The 16,572-nt window shown below is 70.2% G+C and carries 15 protein-coding genes; 7 read left to right on the forward strand and 8 right to left on the reverse strand.

Going from position 1 to position 16,572, the window contains the following annotated elements; all coding sequences use genetic code 11:
* Positions 1–640: 640 nt before the first annotated feature.
* Both ACFWXC_RS17330 and ACFWXC_RS17335 read left to right on the forward strand, forming a co-directional pair.
* Positions 641–874 (forward strand): hypothetical protein, encoded by a 234-nt coding sequence (locus ACFWXC_RS17330; RefSeq protein WP_384479498.1) that lies wholly within the window; start codon positions 641–643, stop codon positions 872–874.
* 520 nt (positions 875–1,394) lie between these two features.
* A complete protein-coding gene (locus tag ACFWXC_RS17335; RefSeq protein ID WP_384479500.1) occupies positions 1,395–2,228 on the forward strand; it encodes a hypothetical protein in 834 nt (277 codons plus the stop codon).
* Between the two features lie 35 nt (positions 2,229–2,263).
* Here ACFWXC_RS17335 and cyc2 read toward each other — a convergent pair whose 3' ends face one another.
* Together cyc2 and rox are read right to left on the reverse strand one after the other, a co-directional pair.
* A complete protein-coding gene (cyc2, locus tag ACFWXC_RS17340) occupies positions 2,264–4,426 on the reverse strand; it encodes a germacradienol/geosmin synthase Cyc2 (RefSeq protein ID WP_384479502.1) in 2,163 nt (720 codons plus the stop codon).
* A gap of 150 nt (positions 4,427–4,576) precedes the next feature.
* The gene (gene rox, locus ACFWXC_RS17345; RefSeq protein ID WP_384479504.1) at positions 4,577–6,028 is read right to left on the reverse strand and encodes a rifampin monooxygenase; all 1,452 of its coding nucleotides are present in this window, start codon (positions 6,026–6,028) and stop codon (positions 4,577–4,579) included.
* Positions 6,029–6,337: 309 nt separating this feature from the next.
* On the opposite strand from rox, the gene ACFWXC_RS17350 reads away from it, so the two are divergent.
* Together ACFWXC_RS17350 and ACFWXC_RS17355 are read left to right on the forward strand one after the other, a co-directional pair.
* Positions 6,338–7,927: a serine/threonine-protein kinase gene (locus ACFWXC_RS17350; RefSeq protein WP_384479506.1), complete on the forward strand. Its 1,590-nt coding sequence runs from the start codon at positions 6,338–6,340 to the stop codon at positions 7,925–7,927.
* Between the two features lie 47 nt (positions 7,928–7,974).
* Positions 7,975–9,237, forward strand: a complete 1,263-nt coding sequence (locus ACFWXC_RS17355; protein WP_384479508.1) for a cytochrome P450 — start codon at positions 7,975–7,977, stop codon at positions 9,235–9,237.
* Here the strand turns inward: ACFWXC_RS17355 and ACFWXC_RS17360 are convergent.
* Both ACFWXC_RS17360 and ACFWXC_RS17365 read right to left on the reverse strand, forming a co-directional pair.
* Positions 9,209–10,360, reverse strand: a complete 1,152-nt coding sequence (locus ACFWXC_RS17360; protein WP_384479510.1) for a damage-control phosphatase ARMT1 family protein — start codon at positions 10,358–10,360, stop codon at positions 9,209–9,211. The two genes, ACFWXC_RS17355 and ACFWXC_RS17360, sit on opposite strands and share 29 nt — an antisense overlap.
* 53 nt (positions 10,361–10,413) lie before the next feature.
* Positions 10,414–11,061, reverse strand: coding sequence for a ScbR family autoregulator-binding transcription factor (locus tag ACFWXC_RS17365; protein WP_384479512.1), 648 nt, complete (start codon positions 11,059–11,061; stop codon positions 10,414–10,416).
* 434 nt (positions 11,062–11,495) lie between these two features.
* Between ACFWXC_RS17365 and ACFWXC_RS17370 the strand changes: the two genes are divergently transcribed.
* Complete coding sequence (locus ACFWXC_RS17370) at positions 11,496–12,422, forward strand: lytic polysaccharide monooxygenase (RefSeq protein WP_384479514.1); 927 nt, start codon at positions 11,496–11,498, stop codon at positions 12,420–12,422.
* A gap of 31 nt (positions 12,423–12,453) precedes the next feature.
* On the opposite strand, the gene ACFWXC_RS17375 is transcribed toward ACFWXC_RS17370, so the two are convergent.
* A complete protein-coding gene (locus ACFWXC_RS17375) occupies positions 12,454–13,104 on the reverse strand; it encodes a Tat pathway signal sequence domain protein (protein ID WP_384479516.1) in 651 nt (216 codons plus the stop codon).
* Positions 13,105–13,716: 612 nt separating this feature from the next.
* On the opposite strand from ACFWXC_RS17375, the gene ACFWXC_RS17380 reads away from it, so the two are divergent.
* Complete coding sequence (locus ACFWXC_RS17380) at positions 13,717–14,415, forward strand: DUF6230 family protein (RefSeq protein WP_384479517.1); 699 nt, start codon at positions 13,717–13,719, stop codon at positions 14,413–14,415.
* Positions 14,415–14,849: a DUF6114 domain-containing protein gene (locus ACFWXC_RS17385; RefSeq protein WP_384479519.1), complete on the forward strand. Its 435-nt coding sequence runs from the start codon at positions 14,415–14,417 to the stop codon at positions 14,847–14,849. Before ACFWXC_RS17380 ends, ACFWXC_RS17385 begins: the two co-directional genes overlap by 1 nt.
* Before the next feature lie 491 nt (positions 14,850–15,340).
* On the opposite strand, the gene ACFWXC_RS17390 is transcribed toward ACFWXC_RS17385, so the two are convergent.
* From ACFWXC_RS17390 to tatA, 3 genes are all read right to left on the reverse strand, one after another.
* Positions 15,341–15,556 carry a DNA/RNA non-specific endonuclease gene (locus ACFWXC_RS17390; protein ID WP_384479679.1) on the reverse strand — a complete coding sequence of 72 codons (216 nt, stop codon included), beginning with the start codon at positions 15,554–15,556 and terminating at the stop codon, positions 15,341–15,343.
* Positions 15,557–15,894: 338 nt separating this feature from the next.
* The gene (locus tag ACFWXC_RS17395; protein ID WP_384479521.1) at positions 15,895–16,113 is read right to left on the reverse strand and encodes a hypothetical protein; all 219 of its coding nucleotides are present in this window, start codon (positions 16,111–16,113) and stop codon (positions 15,895–15,897) included.
* 161 nt (positions 16,114–16,274) lie between these two features.
* Positions 16,275–16,541, reverse strand: a complete 267-nt coding sequence (tatA, locus tag ACFWXC_RS17400) for a Sec-independent protein translocase subunit TatA (protein ID WP_384479523.1) — start codon at positions 16,539–16,541, stop codon at positions 16,275–16,277.
* Positions 16,542–16,572: the final 31 nt, after the last annotated feature.

Here is a 16,572-nt window from a genome sequence, read left to right on the forward strand (position 1 = left end):
CGCCTCTCCCTTCAACTCTGCTGCCGGAGACGGCAGCCGCGAGTCCTGATCGTTGAGGTGTCCACACAGGTCAGCCGGGTGACCGTGGGTGCGGTTCGGCGCCGGGCGGATCCGTGAGGGGCGACGCGTGCGGTGAAGCCCTACATCGGCCCCACCTCGAACAGGCCACCGGCCACCGGCTGGTGGATCAGGGCCAAGACGCCCGCCGCGCCGATTTACAGCGCGTGCGACCCGAACCACAGGTCTGATGTGGGCGACTGCTGATGTGACATGGGTCATCCCATCCTCGGCACCACTCTTACCTTTCGATGCGGCTCTTACCTTTCGGCTCCGCTCTTACCTTTCGCTGCCGATATCGACTTCCATTGCGACAACTTCGGGCGAAATACAGGCCCAGGAAGATCAATTCTCGCCAACTCTCAGTCGTCCTGACCGAAAATAATCTCTGGCAATCCACGGGTGCGCCATAGATAGTTGGCGACCGCACGTGAAATCAGGCAAAGCAAACCGCTTCTCCACGAGAGGAAAACAAATGCGTCGAATAGTGACGACAGTCGCGGTGACGAGTTTCCTGCTCGCACTCGGAACGGGTGTCAGCGGGGCGGCAACGCCAACCAGCTCCGCCACTCAGACCAAAGTCGTGAGCCCCAAAGCGAGCTACAGCTTCGCCTGCACGCTACCGCAGGGTTCCTACGTAAATTACTCGTTCAGCGACGGAATCACGTCCACCACGATCTACTACAACAACCACTGTTCCAGCGGGATATACGTCAGGGTGCACGTCGCCGCCGGCAGCTCGTGCTGGCTCACCCCGACCGGCAAGTCCCATGCGGTCTTCGACGCCGGGGTGACAAGCATCACCGAAGGATGCTGAGAGCCCATTCTCTGCCGATACAGCGGCGGATTTGAACATCGCTCACGAAGCCATTTCAGCCCAACCTCACGCTTTCACGAGCGGGCTTGTCCAGGTCTTGATCGGATAAGTGGGGCGTAGAGCAGGGCAGTCACGGGCTTCGTGATCATTGCGGTGTCTGATACTCCAGCCGGACTATTGGATTTACCCTGGCCAACGGTCTGGCAACGGGGAGTCCGGCGGGTGTGCGGCGGACGCGGGACGGTCTTGCCGAGACCGTCCCGCGAACGCGTGCCCGCGCCGCATGAAGTGATGGCAATCCGAACAACCTCAAACACCGTTGCGTTTACTTCCGTGACCGGTTCGCGAGCCCGTGCTCGAAGAACGCGATGACGGTATGGATGGTGTAGTTCTGGCTGGTCGTAGGAGCCCCTCTTTGGTCACCGTCGGCGACGGCACCGTCTTTCCCCCCGGCCTGGGCCGCTGCGCTCCCCGTCGTGGCCGGAGGCCGTTGTCAGTGGTGGCTGTTACGTTCTGTGACATGACCGATCACTGCCTGCGGCTGCTCCGGCAGCACCGCCGCCTGGCCGAACTGGCGGCGTTCCCTTTCAACTTCGACCTGGCCCGGGCCGTAGACGGCCATGCCGAGCCGGTCCGTCTCGCCTCCGGCGGCTCTCTGGAGGCGGTGGCGGGCTGCGACACCGGCGGCACGTATTTCGCCTGCGCGGACGGCTCGTTGCTCTACGCGGACTCGGAGGGCTCGGCCGGGATCATAGGGTCGTCCGTGGACGAGGCGCTTGAGGTCGTGATCGGCCTGCCGGGCTGGCGTGACCACCTGCACCTGTCTCCGGCGGACGGCGAGGCGGCGATCCTCGCGCGCGTGGCCGAGACAGAGGAGGAGATCCGCGAGTACCACGGCATCGACGCCGAGCGCACCGAACTCCGCGCCGCCCTGGACCTGCCCGACCGCTCCCCCGTCGAACTGCTCGGCATGCTGCACTCGGCCCTGTTGCGCACCGAACCCGACTTCCTCCTCCTGAACGCGGACGAAGGCTGCGCCTACGACCTGCTCGACCCGCACCCCCGGCCGCCCCTGTGGGAATCGGTACGGCACGAGGTCCCCGGCGACCCGGCCGACCAGCCGCTGTCCACGTGGACCCGGCTGGCGGCCGAGCAGGGGATGACCGAGCTCGCCCGGGTGGCGCTGATCCGGCGGCTGGACGACATATACCTGGACCAGAGCCTGTTGCTGCGGCCCGGCAGCAGAAAGGACCTCGACCTGTCGCCGCTGCTCTGCCTGACCGGGGAGTTCGAGCGGCTGGGCGACCTGTCGCAGGCCGAGCGCGCCCGGCGTCTGCACAGCGCCCTCCGGTAGGCGCCCGGGCCGGATGAGCGCCGCCGGCCGCCCCGTCAGCCGACCGGCAGTGCCGGGGCGAGCGGGGGGCGGTCCGGCAGGAAGCCGTGGGCCCGGCGGGCCAGGTGGTCCGCCTTGTAGCGGTCGACCCGTTGGTGCCAGTTCAGGATTCCGGCCATCCAGTTCTGCAGATCGCGGACATAGCCGTCCATGGCCGCACGGGCCTCGGCCGACAGCTCGAAGTCGTCGTACACGACGGGGAGTTCATTGCCGACGACGTGCTCGAACTGCTGCATCCGCTGGGTCATCAGGTCGTGCACGACGCGGAGCGCGGTCGGGTAGTCGACGCCGAAGAAGTTCTGGACGACGAGGATCGCGTTGTGGAACTCGCCCTCGTACTGGATCTCCTTCTGGTAGGAGAAGACGTCGTTGACGAGCATGCCGTAGTCGATGGCGGCGTTCTCCAGGGAGCGGACCGGGCCGCTGCGGTAGACCTCCGCGGGGATCGCGGGGCCCTGGCCGCGGCGGGCCAGGCTCAGGGTGAGGTCGGAGCCGAAGGTCGCCCGGCGCATCTCCAGGAAGTCGACGGGGTCGGGGATGCGGTGCTGAAGCTGGTTGGACATCTCCCAGAGCCAGCTCTCGGTCATGCTGTCGACGGACTGCCGGAGAGCGAGCCGGTCTTCGGGGTTCATCCCGGCGGTCGTGCGGGCCCACAGGTCGATCAGGCCGCGCTCCATGCCGGTGGCCGGCACGGGGACGGGCTCGTCGGCGAGGGGCATGCAGGCGGAGAGGCGGGCCGTCGCGAGCCGGGCGCCCGCCAGGTCCCGCCGGGTGCCGAAGACCAGGGGGTAGTAGTCGTCCGCGTAGGTGCCCCAGGCCAGCCAGTCGGCGCTGAGGTCGAGTTCCTCGGGGGTGGCGTCCGGGTCGAGGCCGGCGGAGCAGAGCACCAGGTCGGAGGCGGCGAGTTTGTCCTCGTCCCAGACGCCCTCGGCGAGCATGCCGGTGTCGTGCATCCAGGCGGTCAGCCGGGGGCGGGCGGCGTCGAGGTGCGGGCTGAGCTCGACCTCGTAGGGCATGTGGAAGTCGGGCAGGAGGGAGGGGCCGACCTGCTGGAAGGGCACATGGGAGTAGGCCCGCAACCTCTCGGCGGCGGCCGAGGCTAGCAGGGCGCCGACGTCGGCGGCGGAGGTGCCGGGCCCGGTGAGCTGCTGCCAGGGGGAGGACCGGGTGGCGCCCTGGTTCATGTAGCGGCTGGAGCGCATGTGCCACTCGTGGCCGCCGGACTGCCAGTCCTGCAGGCCCTTGGTGTAGGCGGCGATCGCGGCGGCCTGGTCGGGGGTGAGGCCCTTCTCGACGGCGAGGGCGGGCATTTCGGTGAGGGCGGTGTGCTCGAACTGGTGGAGGCGGGAGGTGAGGATGTCGTTGACCGTGTCGGCGGCCTCCTGGGTGGTGCAGTCGAAGAAGGTCTCCAGGACCAGCACGCCATTGCTGTTCTCGCCCTCGTCCTCCACCTCGCGCTGGTAGGAGAACAGGTCGTTGCGCAGGTGGACGGCGTCGGCGAAGGTCTCCATCAGCACCCGCAGCGGCCGCGACCCGGCGGCGGCCTCGGGCACCTCGGCCGTCGCGTATTCGACGAGCCCGGCCGACCAGGGGGCGCCGCCGACCTTGCGGCGCATCTCGATGTACTCGACGGGGTTGGCGATCCGCCCCTCGTTGATGTTGGCCAGCTCCCACATCGACTCGTTCAGCAGATGCTCGGTGGCGACCGAGAAGCGACGGCGCCAGTCGACCGACATCGACGGCACCGTGCGGGCCCACAGGTCGGCGAGGCCCGCCTCGACCGGGTTCTCCGGTTCCGGCACGGGCGTCGCGGGGTCGAGCGGCATGAACAGCGGGAGCCGGTCGAGATGGGCCTTGCCGGCGGCACGGTCCTGGGTGCGCTTGTACATGTCGAGGAAGTGGTCGTCGAAGAAGAACACCCACACGTACCAGTCGGTGATCAGCGACAGGGCGGGGCCGTCGCAGTCGGGGTGGGTGTAGCTGCACAGCAGGCCGTAGTCGTGCGCCTCCAGGTCGGCCTGGGTCCAGATCCCGGAACCCTCCAGCATGCCCATCCCACGGGCCCACTCGGTGGAGTGGGCCCGGGCCTCCTCCAGGTGCGGGTTGAGCCGCGCGGGATACGGCATGTAGAAGTGCGGGAGTTCGAACGGCTGCGTCATGGCCGGGGCCCTACCCGTGGGCTCCGACGCCCATCCACCGCGGGGCACATGATCACACCATCGCGTGAACCGGGGCAGAATTCGGGAACTTCGACGGGCCTGTGTGACGCCCGCCGGTCACTCCTCGCACCTCGGCCCCGGCCGGCGGGCTCAACCGGCAGCCGCGCCGAACCACTTGGGCAGCACACCGGACAACTCCCGCTGGTCCTCGCCCGCCCAGGCCACATGACCGTCCGGTCGCAGCAGTACGGCGGGCACGTCCAGTTCCTCGCCGACGTCGACGACGTGGTCGACCCGGTCGGCCCAGCCCGCCACCGAGAGCCGGCCGGTCTGGTCGAGCAGCAGCCCCCGGCCGCCGTGCATCAGCGAGTAGAGCCGCCCGCGCTTCAGCTGGATGTCCCGGAGCCGCCGGCCGAGGAGTTCGTGCCCCTCGCCGAAGTCGTAGCGGACGGAGACCGCGGCGATCTTCTCGATGAGGTACCGGTTCACCTCTTCGAAGCCCATCAGTTCCGTCACCAGCCGGCGCACCGCCCGCGCACCCGGTTCGGCGGACAGCAGTTCGGTCTGCGCACGGGTGTTGTCGAGCACGGCCGCGGCCACCGGGTGCCGTTCGCCGTGATAGCTGTCCAACAGCCCCTCCGGCGCCCAACCGCCCACCTCGGCGGCCAGTTTCCAGCCGAGGTTGAACGCGTCCTGGATACTGAGGTTGAGCCCCTGGCCGCCGGTCGGCGGGTGGATGTGCGCCGCGTCACCGGCCAGCAGCACCCGGCCGTCCCGGTAGCGCTCGGCCAGCCGGGTGGCGTCGCCGAAGCGGGAGATCCAGCGCGGGGAGTGCACCCCGAGATCGCTACCGGCGAACTCCCGCAGCCGCTGCCTGAACTCCTCAAGGGTCGGCGGGACCCTGCGCTTCTCGGACACCTCCGCCGCGGGCACGATGACGCGGTGCACACCGTCCTCGCGGGGCATGACGCCGAACCGCACACTGGTCCGGCGGACTTCGGCCACCACGGCGGCCAGTTCCTCCGGCGGCAGGCCCACCTCCAGCTCGGCCAGCCAGGTCTCGCTCCGGGCCGGTTCGCCGGGGAAGCCGACGCCGAGCAGCCTGCGCACCGTGCTGCGGCCGCCGTCGCAGCCGACGAGGTAACGCGAGCGCAGCCGGGTGCCTCCCCCGCCCGCCGGGGCGCCCGGACCGGCGAGTTCGACGGTCACCCCGTCCTCGTCCTGGCTCAGCCCGGCCAGTTCGCAGCCGCGCCGGATCTCGGCGCCGAGTTTCCCGGCGTGTTCGGCCAGCAGGCGCTCGGTGGTGGTCTGCGGAATGCCGAGGACATAGGAGTGCGCGGTGTCCAGCCGGTCGGGCCACGGCGCGAGAATGCCGGCGAAGAAACCGGGGGCCGCGAACTTCTGGCCGAGCGCGAGAAACCACTCCAGCAATCCGCGCTGGTCCATTATCTCGACACTGCGCGCGTGCAGGCCGAGTGCGCGGGACTGGCCGGTCGGCGCCGCCTCCTTCTCCAGCACGAGCACCCGCACGCCGTGCAGCCGCAGTTCGCCTGCCAGCATGAGTCCCGTGGGTCCGGCGCCGGCAATGATCACATCGAGCATCAAATTCCCCCATAGGAAAAGAAAGGCACGCACACGTCACGGATCACTGATTTCCGCAGGTACGGGCTTCGGCCCGAGATTCTGCAACACCGACCGGGCCTTGCCGCAAGGCCCCCGGTGCGCTATACGTTGAGAGTGGCAAGGAGCGGAAGAACTCCTTGCCTCTGCTTTTTCTGCCGGTGCTTTTCTGCCGGCCGCTTCCGCCGCCCGCTCCGGGCGGACGTCCTCCCCCGAAGGTTTCACAGGGCATCCTTTAGGCTGCCGCTGTTGGTCCATTCGCCGGATCAACGGATCAGGGGGCGGGGGCCGATGAACAACGTGACCGGGGTGTTCCAACCGCTGCAGGCGGACGATCCGCCGATGGTGGCCGGTTACCGTCTCGCCGCGCGGCTCGGCGCGGGCGGCATGGGCCGGGTCTATCTGTCGCACACGCAAGGCGGCCGGCCGGTGGCGATCAAGGTGGTGCGGCCGGAGCTGGCCGACGACCCGGACTTCCGGCGCCGATTCCGCAGGGAGATCACCGCGGCCCGCCGGGTGCGGGGCGCGTACACCGCCGAACTCATCGACGCCGACGCGGACGGCGTACCGCCCTGGCTGGCCACGCTGTACGTGCCCGGGCCCGCCCTCTCCGACGTCGTCGCGCGGCGCGGACCGCTGCCGCTGCCGGCGGTGCTGTGGCTGATGGCGGGAGTGGCCGAGGCGCTCCAGGCCATCCATGGCGCGGACATCGTGCACCGGGACCTGAAGCCGTCGAACGTGCTGCTGGCCTCGGACGGACCGCGCGTGATCGACTTCGGCATCTCGCTTGCCGCCGACGCCACCTTCCACACCGCCACGGGCACCGCCATCGGCACGCCCTCGTTCATGGCTCCCGAGCAGGCGTCCGGGAGCAAGGTCACCCCGGCGACCGATGTCTTCGCACTCGGCCAGACGGCGGCGTTCGCGGCGCTGGGCGAGCCGCTGTACGGGGACGGCCCCGCGGTCAACGTGCTGTACCGGATCGTGCACTCGAAGCCCGATCTCAGCCTGCTGCCCGAGGAGTTGCGCCCGCTGATCGCCCGCTGTCTGGACGCCGATCCGGAGCGGCGGGCCACCCTGGCGGAGATCGTCGAGTGGTGCCGGGGACGGCTGGGCCCGGACGCCGACGCGGGCGCGGGGCCGGCCGTGTGGCAGGAGCTGACCGGCCCGGAGGTGACGGTTCCGGCGCCGGTCGCCGACCCCACCTGGGCCTACCCCGTCCCGCCGGGCACGAGGCCGCTGCCGACGCCGCCGGCGGGGCAGTCGATGAGCCGCCGTCGTAAGGCACTGATAGCGGCCGCCGCCGTGACCTCGGTCGCGCTGATGATGACGGCCGTGGTGCTGATCGTCAGGGACACGGACTCCTGGGTCCGCCGGCAGGTCGAGGCCCAGTCCTCGTCCGGCGCATCCGGTTCGACGGTGTCGGGCAAGGGCGGCGCCGTCTCCTCGGGCGGTGCGGCCCGGGCGTCGTCGTCCCCGAGCGCGTCACCGTCGCCGCACACGGTCGCCTACCCCTTCCCCGCCGAGCGTCTCGACGAGGAGAACTCCGTCGACATCGATGCGCAGGCCGAACGCAAGGACCGCAAGGGCGACGTCCGCTTCGTGTGCACCAAGGACGGCTGCTCGCTGGAGAGCCGGACCAGCGTGTTCGTCGACGTGCTGGGGGACCCGCGCGGCTCCCTGGAGGTGTGCCGTCAACTGCTCGGCGACGCCACCAGCCACAGCAGCACGCTGGCCTCGGTGGCGGCCGGGAGCGAGATCTGCGCCAAGGACCGCGACGGCGACATCGCCCTGTTCGTGGTCCAGGTGAAGTCGGACGCGCTGCCGGACAGCGGGGTCAGCTTCCTGATGGCGGATCTGACGGTCTGGCAGGCAAGCTAGGGCCTTGTCCCCTTGCCGGGTCCCGGCGGGCGGGTCACCGTGGTCGTATGAGCAGCTCTGTCGGCGGTGGCGAAGGACCTTCCGTCCCCGACGTCTTCGATCCGCGCCGTTACGCCACGGGCGTGCCGTACGACGACTACCGGGTCCTGCGCGACCACCATCCGGTGTCCTGGCAGCGGGAGCCGGAGGTGCTGGGGTGGCCGGCCGGGCCGGGGTTCTGGGCGGTGGCCCGGCACGCGGACGTGGTGCGGGTCCTCAAGGACCCGGGGACGTACTCGTCGTGTCTCGGCGCGACCCAGATCCGGGATCCGGACCCGGAGGATCTGCCGTTCATCCGGCGGATGATGCTCAATCAGGATCCGCCGGAGCACGGCCGGTTGCGGCGCGTGGTGAGCCGGGCCTTCACACCGGGCCGGATCGAGCGGTTCGAGGCGGTGGTACGGCAGCGGGCGCGGACCCTGTTCGCCCGGGCGCTGGAGACGGCCCGGGAGGGGGACGGCACGGTCGACCTGGTCGCCGCCGTCACCGACGAGTACGCGCTGCTCAATCTGGCCGACCTGCTGGGCGTCCCGGACGGCGACCGCGGGCTGCTGCTGCACTGGACGCGGCGGGTGATCGGCTACCAGGACCCGGACGAGGCCGGCCCCCCGGTGCGCGACGAGCAGGGCCGGCCGGTCGATCCGCGGTCGCCCGCGATGCTGCGGGACATGTTCGAGTACGCCCGTCAGCTCGCCGCGTACAAGCGCCGCAACCCCGCCGACGACGTCATGACGGCTCTCGCCCGGGACCCCGAACCGGCCGAGGGCGAGCTGGAGATGTTCTTCTTCCTGCTCACGATCGCCGGCAACGACACCGTGCGCTCGGCCGCTCCCGGCGGACTGCTCGCACTGGCCCAACACCCCGTTGCCTGTGCACTGTTGCGGGCCGGGAAGGTGCCGGCCGACACCGCCGTGGACGAGTTGCTGCGCTGGCATCCGCCGGTGCTGACCTTCCGCCGGACCGCCGCGTGCGACACCGAGCTGGGCGGTCGGCGGATCAGGAAGGGCGACAAGGTGGTCGTCCTGCACGCGTCGGCCAACCGTGACGAGCGGGCCTTCGCCGCCCCCGACCGGCTCGACCTGGGCCGGACGCCGAATCCCCAGCTGTCCTTCGGGGACGGCCCGCACATCTGCCTGGGCGCTCACTTCGCGCGGCTCCAGTTGCGCACGCTCTACGCGCAGGCGCCCGACCTGGAGCCGGCCGGGCCCGCCGAGCGGCTGGTCTCCAACTTCATCAACGGCATCAAGTCCCTGCCGATGTCCGTGCGTTGACCTGGATCAGGGCGTGGGTGCCGGCCGTACGCCAGCGCTGCCCCTCGGCCGCGTCCAGGGCCGCCTCGGTGTCCGCGGCCAGACCGGTGATCACGTCGGACTTGAGGGTGCGCAACGCGGCCACCGGACCCGGGAACCAGGCGGTGACCTCGGCGAAGGGCGTGGTCGGCGGCCAGAGCCGATCGCCCACCAGACGGCGGTAGTTGAGGTCGCCCTTGAAGAGGGTGAGGTCGGCGGCGGCGAACTCGGCGCGCAGGTCCCCGGGCATCTCGGTGTACGGGAGCGGGGCGCAGGAGAAGGGGTGGGCGCGCACGGTGAGCCGGCCGTCCGACATCGCCGACCAGAGGGTGCGGCCGTACCCGGCGGCCGCACCGGGTGCGGCGGTGAGCCTGCGCAGGGCGTCGAGCACGTCGGCGGTCGTGGCGTCGGAGACGTAGTAGGGGTACGGCTTGATGTGCAGGACCGCGTCCGCGATGCGCCCGGTGTCCAGGAGGTGGGCGATCAGCAGCAGGTCGGGGACGAGTTCACGGCCCGCGTTGTCGGCGACGAGGCACAGGGTGCCGCCCCGGAGCAGCCGCCACAGGCCGGCGCTGTCGTCGGCGACCAGGGCGGAGACGGCCTGGCCGGACTCGGCGGAAAGGCGGAACCCCAGGTCGGCGCGGTTGCCCCAGAGGGAGCCGTGCAGCAGGGCGCGGTCCGGGTCGCCGTCGAGGGCGTCGAGCGCGGCCAGTTCCTCGTCGGTCTCCTTGGCGTCCAGCTCGGCGAGCTTGAAGGGGCGGAAGGGGTCGACGCCCTGCCAGGGGCCGGGGCCGAAGTAGCCGACGGCGTCCAGGAGCCGGCGGTAGAAGTAGCTCTCGGACCACAGCCACGGCACGTCGAACCAGGACTGCCCGAGGTAGCTGTCCAGGCCCCAGCCGCGCCACCGGTCGGCGTCGGGCAGGGGTTCGATCACGCCTTCGGTGCAGTTGTGCAGCAGCGCGTCGAGGGCGCGGTGCTGTGCGGGGCCGTACGGGAAGGCGTCCCGCACCTGGCGGATGATCGCGGGGTGCCGTTCGGCCAGCACGCTGTGCGGGAACGGGCCGGTGGAACCGAGGATCACGGGTGCGGCGGCGGAGTCGGGCATGGGCGCCACGCTATCGCGCGGGACGCCCGGCTCCGCCGAACCGGCGGCGCCGGTCACGCCGTTCTGATCTCGCGCTCCAGCTGGGTGGCGAGGGTCAGGTAACGGGCGCGCCGGTGCACCGGGACCAGGCCGCGGATCATCAGGTACCACATCTCCGCGACCCTGCGCGGCAGTCGTCCCACCGGCTCCAGGTTGCGTCCGGCGACCCGGGTGCCGACGAAGAAGCAGACCAGGGAGTGGGCGACCGCGCCGACGTCGATGTCCGGGTGGACGTCGGACTCCTTGACCGCGCCCAGGAGTTTGCGGGTGGCGAACTCCAGGCCCTCCGTGAACGGATGCCTCAGCGGCGGCCGTACGCTGACGTCCGCGGTGGCGAGCCGCAGTCCGGCGCGCGGGATCGGGCCGTCGACGGAGAGCCGGGCGATCGCGAACGTGGTGCGCATCAGGCCCTCCAGCGAGGAGTACCCGCGGCTGTCCAACTCCTTCACCAACTGGCTGGAGGTGCGGAACTGGAGCTCCATAATGGCGTGCGCCAGGTCCTCCTTGGCGGCGAAGTGGAAGTAGAGCGCCCCCTTGGTGACCTTCGCGTGTTCGACGATCTCACTCAGACTGGTGGATTCGTAGCCACGCCGGTCGAAGAGGTCGGCGGCGGCCGTGATGATCGTGGCGCGGGTCTGCTCCGCGCGTAACTGCCTCGCCATCGACTCAACACTCCTCACGGCTCCAAACCGACGGGGCATGCGGTTTGTTTTTTACCCCGTGCACACGATAGCTCACCGTGCGGGAACGGGAGGCAACCTGTGCGGACCTGGTGACGGACACGTGCAAGTCGTGTGCGTGGCCTCGCGATCGGCGACCACACTGCACAAACGCACGAGATCAGAACACGCCACTCCCTCGTGTTCGTGCCGGTTTCCGAAGACGATGCGGACGGCCGGGCGCACATCGGCGATCACCACGATACGAGCCGGACGGTTGGTTCTCAATGACGCCTGCGCAGCCCGCAAAACGGACGACCCGGTCGGCGCCCCCCACACCGCCCTGCCCTGTGATCAACCACAGTGAACGGTACGCCCCCGGATCCCGTACTCACCTCAGCAGACCTCGTACCCGCGCCTGGCTAGGAGACGTCCCGATGACCCGGACGACCGCCCGTCTGACGGGAGCCGCCGTCGCGGCTCCGCTGCTGCTCCTGTCCTGGGCGGCGGGCTCCGCCCAGGCGCACGGCGCACCCACCGACCCGGTCAGCAGGGTCTACGCCTGCTCCCCCAGCGGCGGCAGCGCGGCGACGGCGGCCTGCAGGGCGGCGATCTCGGCGAGCGGGCAGAACTTCGTGGCGTGGGACAACCTGCGGGTCGCGGGGGTCAACGGCCGTGACCGGCAGGTGATTCCGGACGGCAGGTTGTGCAGCGGCAACCTGCCGGCGTACAAGGGGCTCGACCTGGCGCGCGCGGACTGGCCCGCGACCCGGTTGACCCCGGGCGCCCGGATGACGATGACGTACGCCTCGACGATCGCGCACACCGGCACGTTCAAGCTGTATCTGACGAGGCAGGGGTACGACCCGACGAAGCCGCTGACGTGGTCCGAGCTGCCCGCGCAGCCGTTCGCCGAGTTCAAGGACCCGGCGCTGACGAACGGGGCGTACCACTTCACCGCGAAGCTGCCGGCCGACCGGACGGGCCGTCAGATGCTGTACACGATCTGGCAGAACAGCAGCACGACGGACACCTACTACTCGTGCTCCGACGTGGTGTTCACGGCGAAGAAGGACGGCGGGGCGACGGCGAGCGCACGGCCGCGGGCGAGTGCCACGCCCACCCCGAGCGCTTCCGGGAGCCCGACTCCCACCGCTTCGAAGAGTACTGCCGTCCCGGCGCGGCGGACGGCGGCGGCCCCGGTCTCCCCAAAGACCGCGACCTCCGCCGCCGACAGCACTCCCGTGGCCTCCGACACGAGCCCGGGTTCGGGCCCGTCGGCGCCACTGCTGGCGGGCGGCGCCGCCGCGGTGCTGGTGCTCACCGGGGGCGCCGCCCTGGCGTTGCGTCTGCGTCGACGCTGACCGCCTGTAGCTGACCGCCTGTATACGAAGGTCAGTTGACGAAGACGGTGGCGCCGTTGTCGGTGACCGGGGCGTACTTGGCGGTGAAGTAACCGGCCGCGAAGCAGAGCGAGGAGCCGGAGCTCTTCGTGAACGCCTGGTTGGTGAAGTTGATGCTGTTGTCGGTGTTGCTCGACGTGCCGGTCAGGCTCGGCGCCTGGTAGACGCAGGTGATGCTGCCCAGCAGGGTCTTCAGCTTGACGGTGGTCTGGATCGTGGAGCCGCTCGCCGGGGTGACCGTGAGCGTGCCGTCCGAGGCGACCGTGGTGGTGTACGGCAGGTTGTCGACGGTGATGCTGGTGACGCCGGTGACCCCGAGGACGTTGCTGGTGCAGCTGCTGGCGTCGAAGGAGTGCCCGCTGACCGACTCGGTGGCGGTGCCGGGGGCGGCCGGGTTGTCGGTGACCGTGGCGGTGAAGACCGAGGACGTGCACGACACGCCGCTGGTGCCGGTGGCGCTGGAGTAGAGGGTGGCGCTGGTGCCGGTGGCCAGCGGCGCGCTGAGCACGTCGCCGACGGCGACGGCGGTGCCGCCGGCGCTGCCGGTGGTGAGCACCGCACCGTCGGCGGAGGCGGGAACGGTGGCGGCGACCGAGAGGGCGACGACGGTACCGGCGAGGGCGAGGAGGGATCGCGTACGCATGCGGGTTGCCTCTTTCCTTGGGGGACTTGCGTGGGGTGAGGAGAGGTGGGGTTCAGGGCGGGCGTGTATGCGCCGCCAGCCGTTGCCGGCCCGTGACGCCTTCTCCGTACGTGACGGACCGGCAACGGCAGCCGAGCCGGACACCGGCCGAAAGCCTGGGGGGTTAGGCCTCCGGCCGGGCCGGTTGAGGGCGTTCGGGCACGGCCCCTGGGGGAAGCGACCGTGCCGACGCCGTGAGCGGAGCCGTGATCGAAGAGGCCGGGAAGCGGACGATGCCGCTCGGCGGATCCGGCGCCACGGATCCGAAAGAGACCAGGGAGAGTTGTAGACCTGATCAACCGTCAACGTCAAGGCAGATCAAGGGAGTTGAGAAACCGATCAAGGGAATACCAGGTCGGAACACAATTGACGCATATTCAACACCCTTTTTTCACAACTGCCTTGACCCATTAAAGTAACCGCCGGTAACTTGCGGCGTGGCTACTGCTGCGTAACGAGAACGCCCTTGCGTCCGCCGGGAGTTGCGAGGAGGCGTGCGCGGCAGCCGCTGTCCGCGCCAGGACAACGTGCCACTGAAGCCCAACCCGCGTGACTTAATGCATGGGAGCAGACATGGCCTCGTCCCCGGACATTCCGTCCGCCGACAACACTCCTGAGAACCCGGGAAGCGGTTCTCCTTCCGACACACCAGACACCGCCGGGGTCACCGGAGGGGGACAGAGACGGGGACGGGTCCGCGCGCGCCGGGCCGCCGTGATGGCGGTCCCGGCCACCCTGGCCGCCGCCGGCCTCGCGGTCTTCACCGCACAGGGCGTGCTGGGGGTGTCGTTCTTCATCTCCGGCATGCCCTTCACGGTCACCGCCAAGTCGCTCGACGGCACCGGCTTCGAGCAGTTCGGCGCGCTCGACAACATGATCAAGGACAGCCCGAACGAGGGTGACACCGGCGGTCAGGTGCTTGTCGTCACCTCCGCGATCAAGGACGCGACCCTGGACAGCCTGTGCCAGAGCGTCGACCTCGGCGGCATCAACCTGCTCATCAAGGCGGGCAGCGGCGCGTCGAAGGTGAAGGCGACCGATCTGACCACTGACTCGACCCTGCTGACGGGCAACGCGTTCTTCAGGAACATCGAGATCGGCAACGACGCGAGCACGCTCAACAAGGCCGGGGTCAAGGGACCCGAGGGCGTCTTCAGCCAGCAGGCCGACACCGTGCACATCGACGACCTGCGGCAGACCAACTACGCAACCACCGCTGCGACGTTCACGCTTCCCGGCCTGAAACTGAGCTTCAGCGACACGGGTTGCTGATGTCCGACACAGACACTCCACGTGAGGGGTGGCGGCCCGCCTTCCGCGGTTGGCGGGCCCGTCGGCCGTTCTGGGGCGGGCTGCTGCTGACCCTGGGGGGCGGGTGGATCCTGCTCACCGAGAAGGCCTCGCTGAAGGTCGTCGTACATATCGGCATGCAGGGCCTGGCGGGCTATCTGCTGCCGGCCGTGATGGTGGTGTGCGGCCTGCTGGCCCTCTTCAGCCCCTCGCAGCGCCTCTTCTACTCCATCGTCGGCATCCTGTGCTCCCTGGGCTCCTGGGTCACCTCCAACCTGGGCGGCTTCTTCGTCGGGCTCGCCCTCGGAGCCGTCGGCAGCTGCATGATCTTCGGCTGGCTGCCGGACCAGGAGCCGCGGGTGAGCCGACGGCAGCGGAAGAAAAAGGCACGGGCGACGGACGCCGTGCAGGCGTAGTGACGTGTGCCCGGCAGGCGGAGCGTTTTCCCCGGACGGTTTCTCCGCAGCCGGCGCGCTTACGGGAGACGACGGCCTCCGCGCCCTCTCCGCCGGCCGGCGGCGGGGGATGCGGAGGCCTTTTCCGTGCGCCACGACCAGGAACGCGAGCATGCCGTCCGCACACTCCCACCGGGCGCCGCTGCGCCCGCCGGCGACCACCGGCCACTCCTGCGGATCCGGGCCGGCCGTGCGCCAGCAGAAGACGTCGCCTTCAGATCCCGCAGGATGTCGAGGCCGTACCGCACCCCTTCGACGAACTCCTTGAAGTCCGCCAGCAGGCCGAGGCCGGACGCAGCGCCGCAGTCCCTGGATCGTGCGTTCGAGGTCCGAAACGTTCAGCATGTGTCCTGCCGGCTCGAGCTGTTCTTCGCTGTCACGTCGAAGAGCGGTCCGGCCTTGGTACTGGCCGTCATGTGTATTCCGGTGGGTATGGGGTCCGTGTCGTCGGCCTACTCCAGCGTCGCGGAATACTGCACCCACTTTCCCTGCTCGAGTTGCGTCTTCATCCTTTTCTCGCACCGCCCCATGCCGCTCTTGTTCATACGGTCGAATCCGGTGAAGAGGTTCTCGGCCTTCGGTGCCCCGTTGAACTGGTCATCGATGATGTGGGTCTTGTTGTAGGTCGCCCTTCCGGGGCGAGGCTGTTCGTGGGGCCGTCCGGGAATCCGGCCACGGGGACCGAGGCGAGGCCGGCCCGTGGGGACGGCGCCCCGAAAGCAGCCGACGCGACAGGGGGCGTTCCTGGCGGAACCGGCGCGGTGGTCGGCGCCATCGCGGGGGTGAGCGCCGCCGGGGCGGGCGGCCTCCTCGTCCGCCGCCGCTCCCGTCGTCGTACGTGATCCACAGGAGGAACCCGATCAGCATGCGGCTCCGCCGGTCTCGTCCGCGGCCACCCGGTCATCGCGGCGGTCACGGCCGCCGTCCTGCCTGCGGTCCTGTCGCTCACCGCGCTGCTCACCCGGGACCGGAGCGCCCGGCCCCGGGCCGCTGGCGTCTCCCGCAACTACCGGGCCTGTCCGGTCGTCTCGCCCGCGGGCGCCACGGACGCCCGGCTCAGCCAGGTGTCCTGGCAGGGCATGCAGGACGCGGCGCGCTCCGGCGGGGTCAACGCCCAGCGTTTCCCGGCCCCCACCATCGACACCAAGGCCGCGGCGCGCGCCAACCCGCACCAGGAGTTCGTGATCATCGGCGCCACGTCGACACGTCCGCGCATCTCGGCCATCGCCGCGCCTGACGATCCCGGGAGGGAACAGGACGGAAAGGAACTGGCCGAGACGGTCGGCGCCGGTCCCGTAGTGCCCTGGCGGCGGGGCCGGCGAGGCCGTCCGTGCGCCGGGCCAGGGCGATCCGGAGGGTGCCCGCGAGGTGCGGGAGCAGGAGGCGTCAGCTCGTGGTGACGGTCGGCTCGGTGGCCGTCCTGGGCTCCGGCTGCGCTGGGGCCGCGGCCGGTTCCGCCGCCCGCTGTACCGACGTCGGCCCCACGGGTGCCGCCGTGTCGTCCGTCTTCATCGCCTTCGCCTCGCTCTTGAGGATGCGCATCGACTTGCCCAGGGCCCGGGCGGTGTCGGGCAGCTTCCGGGAGCCGAAGAGCACGATGAAGACGATCGCGACGACCAGCAGATGCCAGGGTTCGAGTCCGTTGCGGAGCATGACCGCCCCCTCCCTTTCTCACGTTGTTCCG

The organism is Streptomyces sp. NPDC058683 (assembly GCF_042716195.1).
In the GTDB taxonomy this organism is placed as follows: Bacteria; Actinomycetota; Actinomycetes; order Streptomycetales; family Streptomycetaceae; genus Streptomyces.

Excerpts from the sequence above, each read along its gene's own strand:
- ACFWXC_RS17355 (WP_384479508.1), top strand. The coding sequence starts at position 7,975 with ATGAGCAGCTCTGTCGGCGGTGGCGAAGGACCTTCCGTCCCCGACGTC.
- rox (WP_384479504.1), bottom strand. The coding sequence starts at position 6,028 with ATGCTCGATGTGATCATTGCCGGCGCCGGACCCACGGGACTCATGCTG.
- ACFWXC_RS17380 (WP_384479517.1), top strand. The coding sequence starts at position 13,717 with ATGGCCTCGTCCCCGGACATTCCGTCCGCCGACAACACTCCTGAGAAC.
- ACFWXC_RS17360 (WP_384479510.1), bottom strand. The coding sequence starts at position 10,360 with ATGCCCGACTCCGCCGCCGCACCCGTGATCCTCGGTTCCACCGGCCCG.
- ACFWXC_RS17370 (WP_384479514.1), top strand. The coding sequence starts at position 11,496 with ATGACCCGGACGACCGCCCGTCTGACGGGAGCCGCCGTCGCGGCTCCG.
- tatA (WP_384479523.1), bottom strand. The coding sequence starts at position 16,541 with ATGCTCCGCAACGGACTCGAACCCTGGCATCTGCTGGTCGTCGCGATC.
- ACFWXC_RS17365 (WP_384479512.1), bottom strand. The coding sequence starts at position 11,061 with ATGGCGAGGCAGTTACGCGCGGAGCAGACCCGCGCCACGATCATCACG.
- ACFWXC_RS17375 (WP_384479516.1), bottom strand. The coding sequence starts at position 13,104 with ATGCGTACGCGATCCCTCCTCGCCCTCGCCGGTACCGTCGTCGCCCTC.
- ACFWXC_RS17350 (WP_384479506.1), top strand. The coding sequence starts at position 6,338 with ATGAACAACGTGACCGGGGTGTTCCAACCGCTGCAGGCGGACGATCCG.
- cyc2 (WP_384479502.1), bottom strand. The coding sequence starts at position 4,426 with ATGACGCAGCCGTTCGAACTCCCGCACTTCTACATGCCGTATCCCGCG.
- ACFWXC_RS17385 (WP_384479519.1), top strand. The coding sequence starts at position 14,415 with ATGTCCGACACAGACACTCCACGTGAGGGGTGGCGGCCCGCCTTCCGC.
- ACFWXC_RS17395 (WP_384479521.1), bottom strand. The coding sequence starts at position 16,113 with ATGGCCGAGATGCGCGGACGTGTCGACGTGGCGCCGATGATCACGAAC.
- ACFWXC_RS17335 (WP_384479500.1), top strand. The coding sequence starts at position 1,395 with ATGACCGATCACTGCCTGCGGCTGCTCCGGCAGCACCGCCGCCTGGCC.